General features: G+C 40.0%; 13 protein-coding genes. 10 read left to right on the top strand and 3 right to left on the bottom strand.

Annotated elements, in window-relative coordinates:
* Nucleotides 1-195 precede the first annotated feature (195 nt).
* A complete protein-coding gene (asnA, locus tag ABWU87_RS00065; RefSeq protein ID WP_353332085.1) occupies nucleotides 196-1,233 on the top strand; it encodes an aspartate--ammonia ligase in 1,038 nt (345 codons plus the stop codon).
* Between the two features lie 5 nt (nucleotides 1,234-1,238).
* Nucleotides 1,239-1,901 (top strand): uracil-DNA glycosylase, encoded by a 663-nt coding sequence (gene ung / locus ABWU87_RS00060; RefSeq protein WP_353332083.1) that lies wholly within the window; start codon nucleotides 1,239-1,241, stop codon nucleotides 1,899-1,901.
* Nucleotides 1,902-2,013: 112 nt separating this feature from the next.
* Here the strand turns inward: ung and ABWU87_RS00055 are convergent, their stop codons facing one another.
* Both ABWU87_RS00055 and ABWU87_RS00050 read right to left on the bottom strand, forming a co-directional pair.
* On the bottom strand, nucleotides 2,014-4,719 hold the full coding sequence (locus ABWU87_RS00055) for a putative LPS assembly protein LptD (protein WP_353332081.1): 2,706 nt from the start codon (nucleotides 4,717-4,719) through the stop codon (nucleotides 2,014-2,016).
* Nucleotides 4,720-4,807: 88 nt separating this feature from the next.
* Nucleotides 4,808-5,341, bottom strand: coding sequence for an HD domain-containing protein (locus tag ABWU87_RS00050; RefSeq protein ID WP_353332079.1), 534 nt, complete (start codon nucleotides 5,339-5,341; stop codon nucleotides 4,808-4,810).
* Between the two features lie 74 nt (nucleotides 5,342-5,415).
* Between ABWU87_RS00050 and ABWU87_RS00045 the strand changes: the two genes are divergently transcribed.
* The 4 genes from ABWU87_RS00045 to ABWU87_RS00030 all read left to right on the top strand — a co-directional run bounded on the left by ABWU87_RS00045 (nucleotide 5,416) and on the right by ABWU87_RS00030 (nucleotide 8,775).
* Nucleotides 5,416-6,348, top strand: coding sequence for a mechanosensitive ion channel family protein (locus tag ABWU87_RS00045; protein ID WP_353332077.1), 933 nt, complete (start codon nucleotides 5,416-5,418; stop codon nucleotides 6,346-6,348).
* Nucleotides 6,349-6,375: 27 nt separating this feature from the next.
* Nucleotides 6,376-7,599, top strand: a complete 1,224-nt coding sequence (locus tag ABWU87_RS00040; protein ID WP_434533894.1) for an exo-beta-N-acetylmuramidase NamZ family protein — start codon at nucleotides 6,376-6,378, stop codon at nucleotides 7,597-7,599.
* 282 nt (nucleotides 7,600-7,881) lie between these two features.
* Nucleotides 7,882-8,016 carry a hypothetical protein gene (locus ABWU87_RS00035; RefSeq protein WP_353332075.1) on the top strand — a complete coding sequence of 45 codons (135 nt, stop codon included), beginning with the start codon at nucleotides 7,882-7,884 and terminating at the stop codon, nucleotides 8,014-8,016.
* 111 nt (nucleotides 8,017-8,127) lie between these two features.
* Nucleotides 8,128-8,775, top strand: coding sequence for an NAD(P)-dependent oxidoreductase (locus ABWU87_RS00030; RefSeq protein WP_353332073.1), 648 nt, complete (start codon nucleotides 8,128-8,130; stop codon nucleotides 8,773-8,775).
* Between the two features lie 18 nt (nucleotides 8,776-8,793).
* On the opposite strand, the gene ABWU87_RS00025 is transcribed toward ABWU87_RS00030, so the two are convergent.
* Nucleotides 8,794-9,705: a bile acid:sodium symporter family protein gene (locus tag ABWU87_RS00025; protein WP_353332071.1), complete on the bottom strand. Its 912-nt coding sequence runs from the start codon at nucleotides 9,703-9,705 to the stop codon at nucleotides 8,794-8,796.
* A 92-nt stretch (nucleotides 9,706-9,797) separates the two neighbouring features.
* Between ABWU87_RS00025 and ABWU87_RS00020 the strand changes: the two genes are divergently transcribed.
* The 4 genes from ABWU87_RS00020 (at nucleotide 9,798) to dnaA (ending at nucleotide 16,266) form a co-directional block, all read left to right on the top strand.
* Nucleotides 9,798-11,849, top strand: a complete 2,052-nt coding sequence (locus ABWU87_RS00020) for a TonB-dependent receptor plug domain-containing protein (RefSeq protein WP_353332069.1) — start codon at nucleotides 9,798-9,800, stop codon at nucleotides 11,847-11,849.
* A 427-nt stretch (nucleotides 11,850-12,276) separates the two neighbouring features.
* Nucleotides 12,277-13,581 carry an N-acetylmuramoyl-L-alanine amidase family protein gene (locus tag ABWU87_RS00015; protein WP_353332067.1) on the top strand — a complete coding sequence of 435 codons (1,305 nt, stop codon included), beginning with the start codon at nucleotides 12,277-12,279 and terminating at the stop codon, nucleotides 13,579-13,581.
* Between the two features lie 28 nt (nucleotides 13,582-13,609).
* On the top strand, nucleotides 13,610-14,500 hold the full coding sequence (locus tag ABWU87_RS00010; RefSeq protein ID WP_353332065.1) for an MlaD family protein: 891 nt from the start codon (nucleotides 13,610-13,612) through the stop codon (nucleotides 14,498-14,500).
* 359 nt (nucleotides 14,501-14,859) lie between these two features.
* Nucleotides 14,860-16,266: a chromosomal replication initiator protein DnaA gene (gene dnaA, locus ABWU87_RS00005; RefSeq protein WP_353332063.1), complete on the top strand. Its 1,407-nt coding sequence runs from the start codon at nucleotides 14,860-14,862 to the stop codon at nucleotides 16,264-16,266.

Below are 16,266 nucleotides of genomic sequence, written 5' to 3'. Positions count from 1 at the left end.
ATTCCTATTGCAATAAAACTCAATAATATACATAAAATAAACACTATTTATCCGAATATTGGCTAAACATTAAACTATTATTTTGAAATAGATTTAACTATTTAACACAACATTATGCTAATATTTTATGAATAAATAATAGCATATTAATAAATAGTATGTATATTTGCCGACCAATTAATTAAAAACCAACCTATGAGCTACCTTATAAAACCGGTAAATTACACGCCGATACTTGATTTACAACAAACCGAGTTAGGCATAAAACAAATAAAAGAGTTTTTTCAACAAAACTTATCATCTGAGTTACGACTCCGACGCGTAACAGCACCTTTATTTGTATTAAAGGGAATGGGGATCAATGACGACCTTAGCGGAGTAGAGCGTCCTGTTTCTTTCCCAATTAAGGAACTTGGTGACAAGGAGGCTGAAGTTGTACATTCACTGGCTAAATGGAAAAGATTAACACTGGCCGATTACAGCATTGAACCAGGATATGGTATTTATACCGACATGAATGCTATCCGTTCTGATGAAGAACTAGGCAATCTACATTCACTTTATGTAGACCAATGGGACTGGGAACGTGTTATAACAGCTGAAGACCGTAATATTGACTTCCTGAAAGAGATTGTAAACCGCATCTACGCAGCTATGGTTCGTACAGAATACATGGTGTATGAGATGTACCCTCAGATTAAGCCATGCCTTCCGGAAAAACTATTCTTTATACATGCTGAAGAGCTCCGTCAACTGTATCCGGAACTTGAGCCGAAAGAACGTGAAAATGAAATTACTAAAAAATACGGTGCCGTGTTTATCTTCGGTATCGGCTGCAAATTGGGTGATGGCATAGAGCATGACTTGCGTGCACCGGATTATGATGACTATTCAACTCCTGGATTAAATGGACTACCGGGACTGAACGGCGACCTGCTGGTTTGGAATGATGTTCTGAATCGTGCCGTGGAACTTTCATCAATGGGTATTCGCGTAGATAAAGAGGCGCTAATAAGACAATTGAATGAAAGCGGCCAGGAAAGCCGTAAGGATCTTTATTTCCACAAAAGACTAATAGAAGGTACCCTACCTCTGAGCATCGGTGGTGGTATAGGCCAGTCTCGCCTTTGCATGTTCTATTTGCGTAAAGCTCACATTGGTGAGATCCAGGCAAGCATCTGGCCTGCAGATATGCGTAAGGAATGTGATGAACTCAACATGCCTTTAATTTAAGAGAGATGAATGTACAGATAGAGGAAAGCTGGAAACAGCATCTTGAACCAGAATTTGAAGCCGGCTACTTTAGTCGGCTTACTGATTTTGTAAGGTTCGAGTATGCAAATTACACTGTATATCCTCCGGGAAAGCTTATTTTCAATGCGTTTAACAGCTGTCCGTTCGATAAGGTAAAGGTAGTGATTATAGGCCAGGATCCTTATCATGAACCGGGACAGGCACACGGCTTATGCTTCTCTGTAAATGATGGTGTGCCATTTCCTCCGTCCTTGCAGAACATCTTTAAAGAGATTGAAAGTGATTTGGGAACTCCACCGCCTAAAAGTGGTAATCTTACAAGATGGACCGAACAGGGAGTTCTGCTGATGAATGCAACTCTAACCGTACGGGCCCATCAGGCTGGCTCACACCAGAGAAAAGGTTGGGAAGAGTTTACCGATGCAGCAATTCGCCATTTGGCAGAAGAGCGCGAAAATTTGGTCTTCATTTTATGGGGATCGTATGCACAAAAAAAAGGTGCTATGATTGACCGAAACAAGCACCTGATACTTACTTCAGCTCATCCCTCCCCCCTTTCGGCTTACAGAGGATTCTTCGGAAACAGGCATTTTAGCAAAGCCAACCGGTACCTTACAGAACATGGAAAGGAACCGATTATCTGGTAATGACCAGATCAGACCAGATCAAATCAAAATAATATAAGAGTTCCATAAAAACAGTAAGAGCGGGTTCTGAATATTCCAGACCCGCTCTTACTGTTTTTATTTCAATTGATGTTTAATACCACTTGATATTGGAAGACATATTGCTTCTCTGTTCCCATTTCAAATCCTGCAACATACTTGAATTGGCACGGATGGTGAAGTTGTATGAACGCCATCTGCCAAAAGGATTCAGGTTGCAAGTCATACTCCAGCAGTGGAGGTCGCGGGTTATATTACAGGAGGTTTGTGCAATTTGTTTCGCATCAAAGTCATACGATCCGTTGAATGAGAAAGACCATTTATTAGAGATCTTTATGTTGCCTCCTCCACTCAGTGTATGAGTCAGCTTATATGGATAACGCATATTCTTCTCATTAATTTTAGCTGTGGTGTTTTCCCTAAAATTAAACGAGTAGGAAATATTAAACGACCAGGGCATATTGAACGGAAGATAACCATCTGAATCAACATCAGCTTTCTTTTCTTTCGGTTTTTTAGGTTCTTCTCCTTCAGTTGTAGCTGCTGTTTCTTCACTCGGCTTATTTTTATCCTGTTTCTTCTCTTCTTCTTTACCAAACCATTTCTTCCAGGTATTATTATCAAAGGTGTAAGAGAAAGAAGACCCACACCCCTGGAATCGTCCGAAACGACCGTAAGACCATTCAGTCCTATCTCCTACAAACACATTGCCATTCTTATCAAACTGGTAAGCATACGTTGCAAAAGAGGTACTTAAATTTAATGTATACCGTTGCGAGAACTTCATTCGAAGACGCATAGACAAATCACTCCATGGTTTTGTTACAGCCGCCATATTATAAGACATGCTTGCACCCAGTTCGTCAATCAGGCTAATCTTCTTCACACCTGTTGAATCGCGGTCTGATTTAATTTTCATCTCCAGGTTGTTGGATATATCCATACTTATATTCCCTTGTTTACCTTTACCCGGAACACCAAACAGAGCTCCTTCGTAAGGTGTGTACTCTTTCATGCGGACCTCACCATTGGCATCTGTATACGTATAAGTATCCCAGTATCCATAATGACGTGCACCGAAATCGGGTTGTGCACTGAGGCTGATGGTTGGTGTAATGACATGGCGGATAGCGTCTATCTTATTCCCAAAGAGGGCATTAATGGCTTTAAACGGCACATATCTACCATAGAGCTTAGTACTAAGCCCCAAACTCATGTTATAGTTATAAACCCTGTTAAAGCCATATGTTGTATCTCTTCTCTCGGCATTTCTGGCATTATCCCAGGACTGATTTACTTTATATGTATACCAGCGCTCGGTATAATTGAAAGAGGGTGTCAGATTGAAGTATTTGAACAAGGTGAAAGTCGCACTGATTGGAATTGAATGGTTTACTGCATTCTGCCAATCCTTTACCAGGCTCGATTTAAAAAACTGATTTTCTTTCGTAGTAATACTGTTACGTAATTGACCATTATAGCTCATTGATATTTTTTCGTACCATCGTTCTTCTCCTACCGCTTTTTTCCTTTTAAAAGGGAATATGCGACTCATTGATAAATTCATATCAGGAAGCGTTACGGACAATGTTGAATCTTTGGTACGTTGAGCTATGTTGAAAGTACTTGAAAGTGTGAGGCGTTGATCAGGAAAATTCCGGGTGTAGCTTACACTAGAAGTTTTTGTATTTTGAGAATACATAGCAGGATTATAAAAGCTTCCCAGATTTGTTTTCTCGTAACTGCTGGTAGCAAAGTTTACACTGGCAGAGAACGTGCTATTAGGGCTTGCTTTTGAATCTTGCCGATGGGACCAGTTGATCTTAAAATCCTTTGATTCCGAATAGTCGGGCATATTCTTATCACCCGTTTTGGTTACCTGATAATTGGCACTCAAAGAACCAGAATATTTGTATCTTTTATTGTAATTAGTTGAAGCGCCTAATCCCCAGGAACCTTTAGTAAAAATCTCTCCGGTCAACTTCAAATCCATGTAATCACTCAAAGCAAAATAATATCCGCCATCACGCAGATAAAAACCCCGGTTCATTTCATCGCCGTAGGTTGGCATAATAAATCCTGAAGAGTAGGTACTGGTAAAAGGGAAAAAGCCAAAAGGAACGGCAATTGGTAAGGCCACATCTTCCACAACAAGATATGCAGGTCCGAACACCACATTCTTTTTAGGTTTCACTTTAGCCCGTGTAAGCTGCAGATAGAAATGAGGGTGTTTTTCGTTATCACAAGTGGTATATTTCCCATCTTCCATAAAAAGCTCATCTCCAGAGCTTTTTTTGGCATTGTAGCTAACAACAAACCCTTCTCCCTGCTTAGTCTTAACGTCTTTAATGTATCCTCGTTTACTTTTAAAATTGTAATGAATTGTTCTTGATTCATAAGGTGTTTCCCCATCTTTAAAAACCGGTGATCCGGTTTCAACTCCTAAAGAATCAGGCACCCCTCTTGCATAAACGGTGCTACTATCCATGTTCATGGTTATCACTTCGGAGGTCAATTCTATTTTCTGATAATTCACTTTACCCTTTCCGTAAAGATGCGCAAAACCACCTTTTGTAAAAACAATAGAGTCAGAAGCCTCATATGCTACCGGAGCGTCAAGCATCTGCTTCTTCTTTGTTTTTCCAGTCAGCGAATCATTTGCAATTGTATCAGTCTTAATTGTATCGGAAGACAAGGTACTTCGTTTTCTCCTCTGCGCATGAACTCCATCTGAAAGAGAAAGAGTCATGACAAGAATAAAAAGCGGGATTATATATGTTTTTAGTTTTAGTGATGTCATCAATTTTGCATTTACGCTTGAATGGGCAAAAGTAAGCAATATCCACCAAATATTAACGACTTTCAGTTTATTTAAATATTTTTTTCAGCTATAGAAACATCTCACACCATGTATCAAATCGTTTTAATCCTTCACAACCGAATTTTGAGATGCTTTTCCGGGCTGCCTCCACACTTTTTTCACGATCAAGATGAGTCTTAGAAAAAAACTTATCTGCAAAGCAAATCACCTGTTCCTCAATGGATACGGGAAGAAAGTCGCGATGAGGAAGGGGCAACTGATTTTTCTCAATATCAAGTGCAGATATTCCGGCACCAGTATGCCGTTCGCACACAAGTGCATGACGCGGGAATCCTTCTTTGCGCATTAAATCGGCTCCCAGATAACCATGACAAATATAAGGCTCAGTACCCACGCAATCGATACCATGAGCATTTGTTAGAAATATTCCGATATCATGAATCATACAAGCCTCTTCCAGAAAAACTTTATCGAGATTAAATTCAGGATGGTCTGAAGCAATTTGTAATGCTTTATCGGCAACTGCCCTGCTATGAGTGAGTAAAATATCCAGTTGTCTTCCAGGTTTATAATACTTATTAATAATCTCTAACACATTCATTATATTTATATTCTTGCTTTTTCGGTGGAAATAAATAATTTTGTGCAATATTACTAAATATAAGAATAACAAACATGAATCTACACGACTTTTTCTGCAGTACCATTTTGAATATTAATCTTGATAAGGTAAATATTAATCTTGAGAAAGCAGCTTCTTTTTGGGATATTAGCATTGAAAAAGCAATTACATTCTGTGTAAAAGCCGTTTTGATATATGCAATTACCCAGGCTGCCGTTTCATTTACCAAGTATTTATTCAGACGTTCTCAAAGAAGAAGAAGAAATAAAATTGCTCTTCTTGACCAAACAACTGAGAGCTTTGTACAGCGTATCCTTGTTTATGCCATATACATAATTGGTACAGGTATTTTTCTCTCTTTAATACCGGGAATGGAAAAAGTCAGCAACTCCATCCTTGCAGGAGCCGGAATCATGGCAATGGCCGTCGGTTTCGCATCTCAGGAAGCCTTATCTAATTTTGTCAGCGGATTGTTCATCGTATTTGGAAAACCTTTCCGTATTGGAGATTCAATCATGATCGATGCAGTAGTCAACGGAACTGTTGCCGAAATTACTCTACGGCATACAGTAATCAAGAGCTTGGACAACCGTATGATAATTATCCCTAATAGTAAAATCAACTCCAGCACCATCGTAAATTCAACTATTGGAGAACAAGACACTTGTAGCTTCATTGAAGTCGGTGTCTCGTATGATACCGACCTGAACAGAGCCATTGAGGTGATGAGAGATGAAATAATGAGGCACCCCTTGCTGATTGATCGTCGATCTGCCGAAGACAAACAGGCAGGTACGCCTCAGGTAATGGTTCGGGTGATCGAACTCGGAAATTCGGCTATAACATTGAAAGCATGGGCATGGGCAGCAAATGCTGGAAATGCTTTTGTTCTGAAATGCGATCTGCTGAAATCTATTAAGGAACGTTTTGATAAAGAAAAGATAGAGATACCATATCCATACAACAATGTAATATTAAAACAATAATTAACCCTTTAACCGAAAACCGTATTTATGAAGAAAAAAAGAATTTTTCAGTCACTATGCGCAGCGCTGTTACTCTGCATGCCATTCAATGTACACGCATCTGAAGGCAAGAGCTTGACACATTATGCTGCTTCGAATGTAAACTCTGCTACAGGAGTGAAAGTAGGTGCTGAACAGATGGACAAATTGCTTTCACTACTCAAAAATAAAAGGGTAGCATTAGTGGTAAATCACACTTCTATTGTTGGAGAGAAAAAGGTTCACTTATTAGACACTCTGCTTGCAAGCGGCATTTCAGTGAAGAAAGTGTTTGCGCCTGAACATGGTTTCAGGGGGAATGCAGATGCAGGAGAGAAAATTACTGATGGGAAAGACAGCAAAACAGGAATTCCAATTATCTCTCTATACGGAAAGAATAGAAAACCTTCGGCTGAACAGATGAGTGATGTAGACGTTGTCTTGTTCGATATTCAGGATGTGGGAGCCCGATTTTATACCTATATCAGCACAATGCATTATGTAATGGAAGCTTGTGCAGAAAATAACAAGAAAATGATTATTGCAGACCGCCCCAACCCTTGCGACTTTGTGGACGGACCAGTGATGAAACCTTCTTTACGCTCTTTTGTTGGCATGGATCTTATACCGCTCCTTCATGGCTGTACAGTAGGAGAATTGGCACAAATGATTAACGGTGAAGGATGGCTCGAAGGAAAAAAGAAATGTGCTCTTACAGTAATTAAAGTAAAAAACTGGAAACATGGTCAACCATATTCACTTCCGGTAAAGCCTTCTCCCAATTTGGCCAATGATCAAGCCATTAATCTTTATGCCTCCCTTTGTCTTTTTGAAGCAACTAACATCAGTGTTGGAAGAGGAACCTATTTCCCGTTTGAAGTTATCGGAGCGCCGGATAAAAAGTTCGGTGAATTCACCTTCACGCCAACTTCACTTGCCGGATTTGACAAAAATCCTATGCATAAAGATCAGGTATGCTATGGAGAAGATCTTAGAAAGGCACCGCGCATAAAAGGATTTACCTTGAAGTACTTCATGGATTTCTATAACAAATCAGGCCAGGGAGCCGACTTCATCAGTCGTCCACGCTGGTTCGACCAGTTAATGGGCGACGCTTCAGTGCGTAAAGAAATTATTGAAGGAAAAAGTGAAAAAGAGATAAAGGCCGGATGGCAGAAAGAGTTGGCAAAGTACAAAAAGATGAGAGCAAAATACCTGCTTTACACAGAGTAATTGCCAAAACTTTCAGTTTTTAGTTGATAAGTCATTCTGATATTTCCCTTATTTGAAAGAATAGAAAGAACTACTGATTAACTGAAAACGAATTCTTCGAATTAAAGAAACGACAATTACAATTGATAATATAAGTCTGGCGATTAACGGAATTGTTTCAATCTAAATGATCTAAACTTGATATTAGTCAACGTCAAAAAACAATAAAAGAGCCATATCCAACACACAATATAGGTTGGGAATGGCTCTTTCTCTTTGAAAACCACCCATCATAGCTCTTTAATGATGAGAGAAAGAACTGCCTTCTCCAACAACATGGACACCTGCTATGTTTCGGACATTATGCCTTTGCTAAACTATTATAATCTGCATCCATCAGGTTCTACAACCGACAGGTTTTACGACCTCCTGTTTTAAACGAACGGATCTCTTTTGTGGGGTAAAATAACAATTACCCAAACGCAGAAATAAACTGTTTGACCTCTTGCATTGTTATTAATAAATGGAACATTCATTAAAGCTATCAAAATGAAAAATATTGCAATCATTGGAGCAAGCGGTTTTGTGGGGTCAGCACTTCTGAAAGAGGCACTGAACAGAGGACACCGAGTAACGGCAATAGCCCGCAATCCTGAAAAGATAACGATTGATCATCCAAACTTGATTATCAGAAGGGGAGATGTAATGAACCCAGACACTGTTAAGGAACTTGTTGAGGGACTAGATGCTGTTATCAGTGCATACAATCCCGGATGGACTAATCCGGAGCTATACAGAGACACGATGAAGGCCTATCCATCTATCCTGGAAGGTTGTAAAAAGGCTGGAGTGAAAAGACTGTTGATTGTAGGAGGTGCCGGAAGCCTGCTCATCAATGGGGTGCGTTTGATAGACATGGGGGTGCTGGAAGAGACCATTTTACCCGGAGCAAAGGCACTAGCCGAAATACTATATTCACTGCGTGAGAATGAGAAAGAGATAGACTGGGTATTCTTCTCGCCTGCTGCCAACGTTGCTCCCGGAGAGCGTACCGGAAAGTACAGACTGGGGAAAGACAATCTGGTGACTGATGCCGAAGGAGAAAGTAAGATTTCCGTGCAAGACTATGCAGTAGCCATGATAGATGAACTTGAAGTTCCCCAGCACCACTTCGAGCGTTTTACAATAGGCTATTGACAAACGAAGGCTGTTTCTTTACTGACGTTGGGAAGCAGCCTCATCTTTTTTTCTCTTTTTCCACAGCTGCCAGGAATTGATGGTGTTTTGCCACAAAACATACGAAGCCGGTCCTACCGATGCAATGGGATTTAAATAAACCTGTGCCATCCAGATGGCAAGGATAGTATTTTTCTGACCAAGAGCCTGCCCTCCCGATATACGATTCTTGAAATGTCCACCGATACTCTTTCCCAGAAAAAACTGCAGACAACAGATTACTAACCCCGAGGCAGCAACCAGTATTTCATTGGTGTAGTTGGTGCTTTTCTGATTCACCAGAAAGGCAACCGTCTTCCCCACCACTATGGCAAGAGCAACCGTCCACAAATAAAAAGAGGCCATTGGCATACTCAGCACTTTGCTATGTATTTTCGGCAGTTTTGCCTGAATGAACCATGCACAGATAAATGGAAGTATCAATACAGGGAAGACCTGTTTGCATATATAGAAAAAGGAGGAAAAGAAGGGCATTGTGCTGTTGTTCCCCATCAGCGAGAATATAACCGGAGCTGATAATGCCACCACCACATTTGAAAGTAAAGTATAGGTAGTCAGGCAGGAGACGCTTCCACCCAGCATACCGGTTATTACTGCTGCCGATGTAGCAGTGGGGGCTAGCATGCAAATCATCGCACCTTCGGCAACATCAGAATTAAAACCGGCAATGGAGAAATATATCAATAAACTACCTATAAGTTGGAGAGCGATAAGCCAGAAGTGCAACTTTTCAAATCTCAGTTCACGGGGCGAAACCTTACAAAATGTTAAAAGTAACATGGTAAAAATCAGGAATGGGGTAAAGGGCGCCAACAAGGAAAAGAACTGGTAACCAATGGCTCCGGTAATCATTGCTAGAGGCAAAGACCAATTTTTCAAGAACTTCAGCATTATCATCTTCTTTAGAATTCGGGTGCAAAGTAACGGCGAAATAAAGAAATATACTACCTTTGGGCCGATTTTTTATTTTAATTTTAATTTAAATGAAAGAAAACTTGTTTACAGAACGACGTGCTGCCAGATGGAAGCAATTCAATCACAAGTCGTATGCTGTATTCTGTAGTTTGAAGAAAGAGGTCAATATTGGCGTCCTGGCAATTACTACACTTGCCTTTGCCAATGTGGAGTCTGTATTTGCGCAGACCGAAACCTCTCAGCAAATTAAGGAATACAAGCTCGAAGAGATTGAAGTGACCGGCAGCCGCGTACCGCTCACTTTGGGTGAAGCGGCGAGAATTGTAACTGTACTTTCGCGTGAAGATATTCAGAAGGCGGCGGTACAAAGTATCAATGACCTGCTAGAGTATGCCGTTGGCGTGGATGTCCGTCAGCGGGGCGAATTGGGTATTCAGAGTGACATCAGCATCCGGGGCGGAACTTTCGACCAGATTTCTATCCTTCTTAACGGGGCCAACATCAGCAATCCCCAAACAGGCCACCTCACGGCCGATTTTCCAGTAGACATGAACGACATTGAACGTATTGAGATTCTTGAGGGGCCTGCCGCAAGAGTATACGGTACTTCGGCTTTTTCCGGAGCCATCAATATTGTGACCAGGAACGACAAGCAGAGTCATGCTGCCGTTAACCTGTCTGCCGGACAATACGGGCTGTTCAATGGGGGAGTTAGTGGAAACTTCACAAAAGGAAAGGTAAGCAACCAGCTGTCGGCCGGATATGGTCGCTCAGATGGATACATAGCCAACAGCGATTTCGAAACGCTCAGGGCTTTCTACCAGGGAGAATATTCCGGTCAGGAAGCCGATATCCGTTGGCAGGCAGGCGTGAGTGACAAAGGTTACGGAGCCAATACTTTTTATTCGGCCGCCTACCCCAACCAGTACGAACATACCCGTAAGTACTTCGCATCGGTACAAGCAGAGACTAAAGGAAAAATCCATTTTACTCCGCTTATCTACTGGAACCGTGGGCACGACCGCTTCGAGCTATTCCGTGACAACCCTGCCTCGTGGTATACAACTCATAATTACCACCAGACTGATGTATTCGGAACCAACCTGAATGCCTACTTTAACTCTTTGGCAGGTAAAACCGCCTTCGGTGCAGAATTTCGAAACGAAGGAGTATTGAGTAATGTCCTAGGTAAACTGATGGACAAACCAGTGAAAGTTCCCGGTGAAGGAGACCATTACTTCACGAAGAAGGATAACCGGACAAACATCAGCTATTATCTGGAACACGACATTCTATTGCCTCGCTTTACCATGTCATTCGGACTCATGGCCACGATGAATACGGGGCTGGATCATAAGTTCCGTTTATATCCCGGAGTAGATGCTTCATACCGGCTGACTGAAGGGCTGAAAGTTTTTGCTTCATGGAACATGGCACTGCGCCTGCCCACATTTACCGATCTCTATTATGAGAGCAAGACCAATCAGGGAAACCCATACCTGAAGCCGGAGAAAACACAGGCTTTTGAAATAGGAACCAAATACTCCTCTTATGCATTACAAACTTCTGTAAGTGCATTCTACCGGAAAGGGGAAAACATGATTGACTGGGTAAAATTCAACGCCGACGATAAGTGGCAAACCGTAAACCATACAAAACTAAACAATATGGGAATTGAAGCCATGGCAACGTTGAACTTTACCAGATTATTGGGAAATACGAGCTTACTGAAGAAAGCTACTTTAGGCTATTCCTATATCACTCAAGACAAAGAGATTGGAGATGTATATAAATCTAACTATGCACTCGACTATCTCAAACATAAACTGGTGCTCACCATCGATCATCAGATTTGGCGGAAGCTGAGCGCAAATTGGGCATTTCGCTGGCAGGATCGTGAAGGAAGCTATACCAAATACGTGAATCTGAAGCCGGCAGAGGAGGTGCCTTATCCATCTTTCTGTCTGCTCGATATGAAGTTAATGTGGACTGACCGCAACTATTCAATTTTTGCGGAAGCAAACAACCTGCTCAACCGTAAGTATTACGACTTGGGCAATATTCCTCAACCCGGATTCTGGGGAAAAGTAGGGTTCAGTTACAGGCTTAACTTCAAATAAAACGCTATTACATTTATAGCCAGTATAAAAATATTCAGTGTCATTATTACTATTTCTCACATAAGGAATTAAATAGACTGTAAATGAATACGATAACATTTAGTATTTGAGATGCTGGTTCAATAATTGAGGCTGTTTCATAATTGGAAATCATAAGACAAAAATGGTATCCAATTTGAAACAGCCATTTATATTGCAATTGATACGAGAAATAATTCTATTATAAATTTAGAATAACCAGATTAAATACTAATCATCCTCTAACCCCGTGCATAAGCATCTATAAACAAACTTCCGTTCAATTTGTATTTATATTCTTTAACAAAAAAGAAAGAATTTAAACTTTCCCTTAAATAAAGAGAAAACTTAAAGATTAATAGTAAGTTTTCAGGAAAATTCTACTACATTTGTGCATTATTGTAGAAAAATGAAAAAAAGTATCATTCATACCCTTACTTTAATCAGCTGCATCTGGTTGGCAACCGTGGGATGCATTCCGGTATCCGGAAAAGATTTTGTATTAGTTCTTGATGCTGGACACGGAGGACATGACCCGGGTGCCATTGGAAATTTTTCACGCGAAAAAAACATCAACCTCAATATTGCATTGAAGGTAGGACGCATTATTGAACAAAGTTGCAACGATGTAAAAGTAATATATACTCGTAAAACGGATGTTTTTATCCCGCTTGACAAACGGGCTGAAATTGCCAATAATGCAAATGCAGATTTGTTTATATCTATTCACACAAATGCTGCCCCTGGTAAAGCAGCCAGAGGAACCGAAACATTTTCACTGGGTCTCTCCCGTTCGAGCGCTAACCTGGAGGTTGCCAAACGTGAAAACTCCGTAATTCTGATGGAAGACGATTACAAGCAACGGTATGCCGGTTTTAATCCGAACTCGTCTGAATCATACATCATGTTTGAGTTTATTCAGGATAAGCACATGGAGCAAAGTGTTAATCTGGCTACATTAATTCAGAAACAGTACAGAACCCATGTTGGAAGACCAGACCGGGGAGTGCATCAGGATATTTTCCTGGTTTTAAAAGCAACAGCCATGCCGAGCGTACTTACTGAAGTTGGCTTTATTTCCAATCCCGATGAAGAGCAATACCTGAACACGGAAGAAGGAACTAACGCATTGGCAAGAGCTATCTTTAAGGCCTTCGAACAATATAAAATAAAGCATGATGTGCGGCATTCTAAAACAAAAGTGCCCTATCGTCCGGATGATGAAGATGACTCAAAGGCAGATATAAAAACAACTCCAGTTTCAAGCACTGAAAAGAAAGATTCTGCAACTACAAACAGTCGGAAAGAGGTTAGAGAATCTGCTACAGAAAAAGAACAGGCTACCGCTAAAGAAAAAGATGATATAGTAAAAAATAGCCTGAATGCCAGAATTAACAGAAAAGAAAATAAAGAGGAGAAAATCGATAAATCATCAAACCAAAGCGGTTTGATATTCAAAATTCAGATACTCACTTCCGGAAATAAGCTGAAGGAAAACGATAAAAGATTTAAGGAACTCTCTCCAATCGAATGTTACAACGAGGAGGGAACATTTAAGTATACCTATGCAGCATCGGAGAATTATAATGAAGTTCTGAAAATAAAAAAACAAATAGCAGGCTTGTTCAAGGATTCATTCATCATTGCATTCAAGGATGGAGTGAAAATTAACGTCAATGAAGCTATCAAAGAGTTTAAAAGTAACAGAAAATAAATAAGCATAAACATAAAAAACAACAGAAATGAAATACTTTACAAAAGAGGTTAAGATAGGAATTGCAGGAATAGTAAGTTTATGCATGCTCGTATATGGCATCAACTATCTGAAAGGGGTAAACTTGTTTAAACCCAGCAGCTACTTTTATGTAAAATACAAAGATATTCAAGGACTGGCCAAATCAAGTCCGGTATTTGCAGATGGTTTTAGGATAGGAATTGTAAGTGATATATTTTATGATTATGAACATCCTGGAAACGTCACTGTGGAAGTAGAACTTGATAATGCTATGAGAATTCCGAAGGGTACTCATGCCGAACTGGTAACTGAAATGTTGGGAACAGTAAAGATGAATATTATTTTGGCTGTTAATCCTAACGAAGCATATTCCATTGGAGATACAATCCCTGGAACTGTTAACAACGGCCTGATGGAAGCTGTTACAAAATCAGTTATGCCGCAAATGGAAAAGATGCTGCCTAAATTAGACTCAATTTTGACTTCGCTGAATAAGATTGCAGCCGATCCTAATATACCGGCAACATTGAAGTCTGTGAGAAAGACTGCCGATAACCTTGCTGAAACAACAACTCAGTTGCGGAGCTTTATGAATAATGATGTACCTCAGTTGACAAATAAGGTAAACACTATTGGAGATAATCTTATAGCTGTAAGCAATAACCTGAAAGGAATTGACTATGCATCTACATTCAGTAAGATCGATTCTACCATGGCCAACGTGAAAATGGTTACTGCAAAACTAAACAGAAAAGATAACTCACTCGGACTACTGCTTAATGACAGTTCATTGTACCGAAATTTATCGAATACCGGAGCCAATGCATCGCTCTTACTGCAAGACTTGAAAGCAAACCCAAAACGCTATGTTCACTTTTCAATTTTCGGGCGAAAGTAAGTCGAAAAAAAATGTATAAAATAGATTTTGTCTAAATAACAAATTATTAATTTATATTAAAGAATAACGACTAACTTCACCATTAATAGATGAGTATATTCAAATAGTTGAAAAAGAAACCAAGAGCTGTTTTACTTTCAAAATAACACTATATCTTTTTGATTATCAAATACTTACAAACAAACAAAATCTATTTTCAAGCTTTCCAGCAAGTAAAGTCAGATAAGATGCTGAAATTAAACAACTTATTAATTTTATTAAAAAAACAAGTTAAAAATAACATTTGTTTTTCTGGAATAAGATTCCCAAATTTGCAATAGTAGAAGTTTCATCAAATTATTAAATGTATTAATAGCCTTATGATTGATTCCAGCCATGTAAGTCTATGGAATCGTTGTCTCCGTGTGATACGCGACAATGTGCCTGAGACTACTTACAACACGTGGTTTGTTCCTATTGTTCCCCTTAAATTTGAGGACAATGCGCTGACTGTACAGGTTCCTTCCCAGTTCTTTTATGAATTTCTGGAAGACAAATTTGTAGAGTTACTCCGTGCAACCTTATATAAGGAGATCGGAGAAGGAACAAAACTGATGTATCGTGTCATTGTGGATAATAGTTCTAAAGCTTCGGTTGACTTGGAAGCAACCAATCGCTCTACAGCTATTCCGCAACGAGCAATCATCCGTAACGGCAACAAAGCGCCTAGCACTCTGAAAGCGCCTTCACCTCTGGATCTGGATCCACAATTGAATCCGAATTATAACTTTGAAAACTTTATCGAAGGTTATAGCAATAAGTTGTCCAGAACTGCCGGAGAAGCGGTTGCAGTAAATCCGGCCAAGACAACCTTTAATCCGCTGTTCTTGTATGGAGCATCCGGTGTGGGCAAAACACACCTTGCTAATGCAATAGGGACACGAATCAAAGAACTTTATTCTGACAAGAGAGTACTTTATGTATCGGCTCACTTGTTCCAGGTACAATATACAGATTCTGTACGAAGCAATACCATTAATGACTTCATCAACTTCTACCAATCCATTGATGTATTAATTATTGACGATATACAGGAGTTTGCCAGTCTCACTAAAACACAGAACACGTTCTTCCATATATTCAATCACCTGCATCAAAACGGGAAACAATTGATACTGACTTCAGACCGTGCCCCTATTTTATTACAAGGCATGGAAGACAGATTGCTTACCCGCTTCAAATGGGGATTGACTGCTGAACTGGAAAAACCGAATGTAGAACTAAGAAAGAATATCCTAAAGAATAAGATTCATCGCGACGGTTTGAAATTCCCGGAAGAAGTGATTACATATATCGCCGAAAACGTGAATGAAAGTGTACGTGACTTAGAAGGTATAGTTATTTCTATTATGGCACACTCTACTATCTACAATAAAGAGATAGATATTGAGCTGGCTGAAAGAATTGTGCGCAAAGCGGTTCGCTGCGAAACGAGGGTGATCACTATCGAAGATATCATCGATAAGGTGTGCAAGCATTTTGATATTGACCCATCTGCCATTCACTCCAAATCTCGCAAGAGAGAGGTGGTTCAGGTACGCCAGCTTGCCATGTACCTATCTAAGAAACATACAGATTCTTCTTCATCAAAGATCGGTCAGTTAGTAGGAAACAGAGACCACGCCACTGTGCTACACGCTTGCAAGATTGTAAAAGGGCAGGTTGATGTTGATAAAACATTCCGGGCGGAAGTAGAAGAAATTGAAGCTTCTTTACGTAAAAGATAG

It is taken from the genome of Bacteroides sedimenti, assembly GCF_040365225.1.
Taxonomy (GTDB): domain Bacteria; phylum Bacteroidota; class Bacteroidia; order Bacteroidales; family Bacteroidaceae; genus Bacteroides; species Bacteroides sedimenti.
Note: the sequence above shows the minus strand (reverse complement) of the source record. Positions and strands in the feature narration are given on the sequence as shown.

What these genes read in the sequence shown, in the direction of transcription:
- asnA (WP_353332085.1), top strand. Translation starts at nt 196, where the DNA reads ATGAGCTACCTTATAAAACCGGTAAATTACACGCCGATACTTGATTTA.
- ung (WP_353332083.1), top strand. Translation starts at nt 1,239, where the DNA reads ATGAATGTACAGATAGAGGAAAGCTGGAAACAGCATCTTGAACCAGAA.
- ABWU87_RS00055 (WP_353332081.1), bottom strand. Translation starts at nt 4,719, where the DNA reads ATGACATCACTAAAACTAAAAACATATATAATCCCGCTTTTTATTCTT.
- ABWU87_RS00050 (WP_353332079.1), bottom strand. Translation starts at nt 5,341, where the DNA reads ATGAATGTGTTAGAGATTATTAATAAGTATTATAAACCTGGAAGACAA.
- ABWU87_RS00045 (WP_353332077.1), top strand. Translation starts at nt 5,416, where the DNA reads ATGAATCTACACGACTTTTTCTGCAGTACCATTTTGAATATTAATCTT.
- ABWU87_RS00040 (WP_434533894.1), top strand. Translation starts at nt 6,376, where the DNA reads ATGAAGAAAAAAAGAATTTTTCAGTCACTATGCGCAGCGCTGTTACTC.
- ABWU87_RS00035 (WP_353332075.1), top strand. Translation starts at nt 7,882, where the DNA reads ATGATGAGAGAAAGAACTGCCTTCTCCAACAACATGGACACCTGCTAT.
- ABWU87_RS00030 (WP_353332073.1), top strand. Translation starts at nt 8,128, where the DNA reads ATGAAAAATATTGCAATCATTGGAGCAAGCGGTTTTGTGGGGTCAGCA.
- ABWU87_RS00025 (WP_353332071.1), bottom strand. Translation starts at nt 9,705, where the DNA reads ATGCTGAAGTTCTTGAAAAATTGGTCTTTGCCTCTAGCAATGATTACC.
- ABWU87_RS00020 (WP_353332069.1), top strand. Translation starts at nt 9,798, where the DNA reads ATGAAAGAAAACTTGTTTACAGAACGACGTGCTGCCAGATGGAAGCAA.
- ABWU87_RS00015 (WP_353332067.1), top strand. Translation starts at nt 12,277, where the DNA reads ATGAAAAAAAGTATCATTCATACCCTTACTTTAATCAGCTGCATCTGG.
- ABWU87_RS00010 (WP_353332065.1), top strand. Translation starts at nt 13,610, where the DNA reads ATGAAATACTTTACAAAAGAGGTTAAGATAGGAATTGCAGGAATAGTA.
- dnaA (WP_353332063.1), top strand. Translation starts at nt 14,860, where the DNA reads ATGATTGATTCCAGCCATGTAAGTCTATGGAATCGTTGTCTCCGTGTG.